Origin of the sequence: Streptomyces niphimycinicus, from assembly GCF_018883605.1 — a bacterium.
In the GTDB taxonomy this organism is placed as follows: domain Bacteria; phylum Actinomycetota; class Actinomycetes; order Streptomycetales; family Streptomycetaceae; genus Streptomyces; species Streptomyces niphimycinicus.
The window spans coordinates 1-2,754 of the sequence record NZ_JAHLEM010000601.1; the positions used below are offsets into that span (position 1 = coordinate 1).

The following is a 2,754-nucleotide window of genomic DNA, read 5'->3' on the forward strand; positions in this document are numbered from 1 at the left end:
CGCACCCATGCCGTGCGGGTGCGCGGAGCCCATGCCGCGTACGCGCGCGGAGCCCATGCCGTGCGGGTGCGCCGAGCCCATGCCGCGCGGGTGCGCGGAACCCATGCCGCGCCGGTGCGCGGGGCCGAAGCCGCCTGGGTGTGCGGGGCCGAGGCCCCATACGTGTGCGGGGGCGACTTCACGTCCGTGCGCAAGCTCAAAGCTGCCGCCTCTTGCGGCCGCTGAGCAGGAAGCCGATGCCCACACCCGCGACCGCGCAGACGCCGACCGTCCACCACACGCCGCCGACCCCGCCGTCGTCGTCGCTCTTCTTCTCGCTCTTCTCGCCCTTCTCGTTCTTGCCGTCCGACTCCCCGCCCGGGGCCGCCGCCTCGGGCTTCGGGCCGGTGGCGTTGAGCTGCTGGACGAGGTCGGCGCCACCGAAGTCGCGCGGGTTGGCGCCGGCCGCGTGGGCCGCGAGGATCAGCTTGGCGAGCGCGCCCGGGTCGCCCTTGGCCCAGGCCGCCGCGCCGCTGTCCTTGCCCTGAAGCCACTGAAGCGGCTTGCCCGCGGTCGCGCTGTGTTCCCCGGCGGCGAGCGCCACCACGGCGTCGGCGGTGCCGCCGAAGTCGGGCTGGTCCTTGGCGCCGGGCAGCGCGGACTTCAGATGCATATCGGTGTCGGACATGACGCGGGACAGATGGGCCAGCGCGGCCTCGGCGGCCTTCGCGGCGTCCTTCGGCGTACCGGCCCCGTCCGCCCCATCAGCCCCGCCCTTCCCGTCCGCGCAGCTCAGCGGCTCCGGCGCGGCGCCGCGGTCCTTGCCGACCGTCTCGAAGACGAAGCCCTTGCCCTGGACGGCCAGCGCGGCGCTCGCGGTGGCCAGCTCATTGGCGACGGGCTTGCCCTTGTCCGCGGTGTACGCGAACGCCCCGCGCTCCGCCGCCTTCGCCGAGCACCCGAGTTGCAGCGCGAGCAGCGCGTCGTACGGGCTCTTGCCGCCCTTGGCGTTCACCTTCGCCGGGTCCTGACCCGTGGCGGCGAAGGCGCCGATCGCCGCCGAGGTGGAGTTGGCGTCGCTCGGCCCGCCCGGGTTCATGCCCCAGCCGCCGTCCTCGTTCTGGTGGCTCTTCAGCCAGCCGATGCCCTTCTCCACGGTGTCGGCGCGGCCGCCCACCGCGGCCAGCGCCTGGATCGCCGCCGCCGTCGCGTCGGTGAACTCGCCCTTCTTCGGGTCGCACGCCTTCGAGGTGTCCGCGCGATACGCCGCGAAACCGCCGTCCGCGCAGCTCTGCCCGGTCAGCCAGTCGATGGCCGACTTCGCCGGGGTGACGCCCACCGCGTCCTGGGCGAGCAGCGCCAGCGACTGCCGCCACACCCCGTCGAACTTCGGGTCCTTGGCGCCGTAGAGCCCCTCGGAACGCCCGGCCGGGCTGTCATCGGCGACAGCGACAGGCGCGGCGGCCGCGCCCACGGCGGCGCACAGGGCGGCGCAGAGGGAAAGAGCCGCCACGCTGCGGCGAATGTTCATGGCTGTGGTGCCTCTCGGTCGGTGGACGGGCGCACGCAGCCGCGCACGGCCGTCCATCGGCGCGCGGAACGCTCCGCGACACGTCCGGCACCCGGCTCAGCTCAGCTCCGCATACCTCGACGGTGCCGCCACCGGTCCTCCGGCGGCGGGAGCCTGCGTCGTCGCGCCCGCCCGGGTGTTCCGGCTCATACGCCCCGCGGGGCGTACTCACGGTTGCGGGTCAGCGCCGGAATCGCACCGGCTTCCCCCGATCGGACGCGTATGAAGTTTACGGACAGCTTATCGGCCGACTTATCGGGCGACCTCAGCCGCCCTCCGTCGGCCTCGGCTCCCACGGACCCCGGTCGGCCCGGACGAGTGTGAGACAGCGCGTCGTGGTGCCGTCGTCCTCCTCGATGTCGCGGCGGTGCGCGAAGCCGAGCCGGGTGAGCAGGGACAGCGACGCGTCGTTGGCCGCCGTGACCGTGGCGTGCACCGCGCTCAGGCCGAGCGCGCCGAAGCCGTGGCCGACGACCGCCTCGGCCAGCTCCGTCCCCAGACCGCGCCCCCACGCCTCCGGCGCCAGCGCGTAGACGATCTCGTGGCCGCCGGTGACCCCGGTCGGCTTGATCTCGGCGTGGCCGACGTACCGGCCCTCCTCGCGGACGGCCCAGACGTCGAACAGCCGCCGGGCGTAGACCTTGGTGAAGATCCGCCCGAACAGCGCCCGGTCCTCGGCCTCCGGAACGGGCTTCCCGTCGCCCATCCAGCGGGACACCCGCCGGTCCTGGAACAGCGCCACGAAGGCGTCCTCGTCCTCGCGCCGGTACTGCTCGAGCAGCAGGCGCGCGGTGCGCAGCGTCGCGATCACGCACCGCGACGCTACGCGGCCGGGCACCACCCGGCAATCCGATAACGCGGGGGGCCGGGGGACAGCGCGCGCTCCGCTATCCGCGGCGCCACCACTGGGCCAGGGACTTCCACCAGCGGCGCCGGGCCTCGCGCTCGGAGCCGGATTCCGGCGCCGTAGCGCTGGATGCCGTGTCGTCCGCCGACGGCGCGGTCTCAGCGGGACCGCCGTTCTCGCCGTTCTCGCCGTTCTCGCCGTTCTCGCCGTTCTCGCCGTTCTCCCCGGCGACCGGCGGCGTGCTGCCCACCGCTCCCGCGCCCGTCTCCGTCGCCGCGGCGACCATCTCGGCCAGCGCCTCATCGGACTTGGCGGCCGTCCGCGGGAAGCGCACCGGCAGCGCGGCCAGGGCCCGGTG

The 2,754-nt window shown here is 74.7% G+C and carries 2 protein-coding genes, 1 pseudogene and 1 riboswitch; all 3 genes and pseudogenes read right to left on the minus strand.

Annotated elements, in window-relative coordinates:
• Positions 1-196 precede the first annotated feature (196 nt).
• On the minus strand, positions 197-1,510 hold the full coding sequence (locus tag KN815_RS37370) for an SCO2321 family membrane protein (RefSeq protein WP_216346284.1): 1,314 nt from the start codon (positions 1,508-1,510) through the stop codon (positions 197-199).
• A gap of 173 nt (positions 1,511-1,683) precedes the next feature.
• A riboswitch (cobalamin riboswitch) is annotated at positions 1,684-1,758 on the minus strand.
• Between the two features lie 56 nt (positions 1,759-1,814).
• Complete coding sequence (locus KN815_RS37375) at positions 1,815-2,360, minus strand: GNAT family N-acetyltransferase (protein ID WP_216346285.1); 546 nt, start codon at positions 2,358-2,360, stop codon at positions 1,815-1,817.
• A gap of 76 nt (positions 2,361-2,436) precedes the next feature.
• A pseudogene (locus KN815_RS37380) lies at positions 2,437-2,754 on the minus strand (cytochrome P450); the annotation flags it as partial.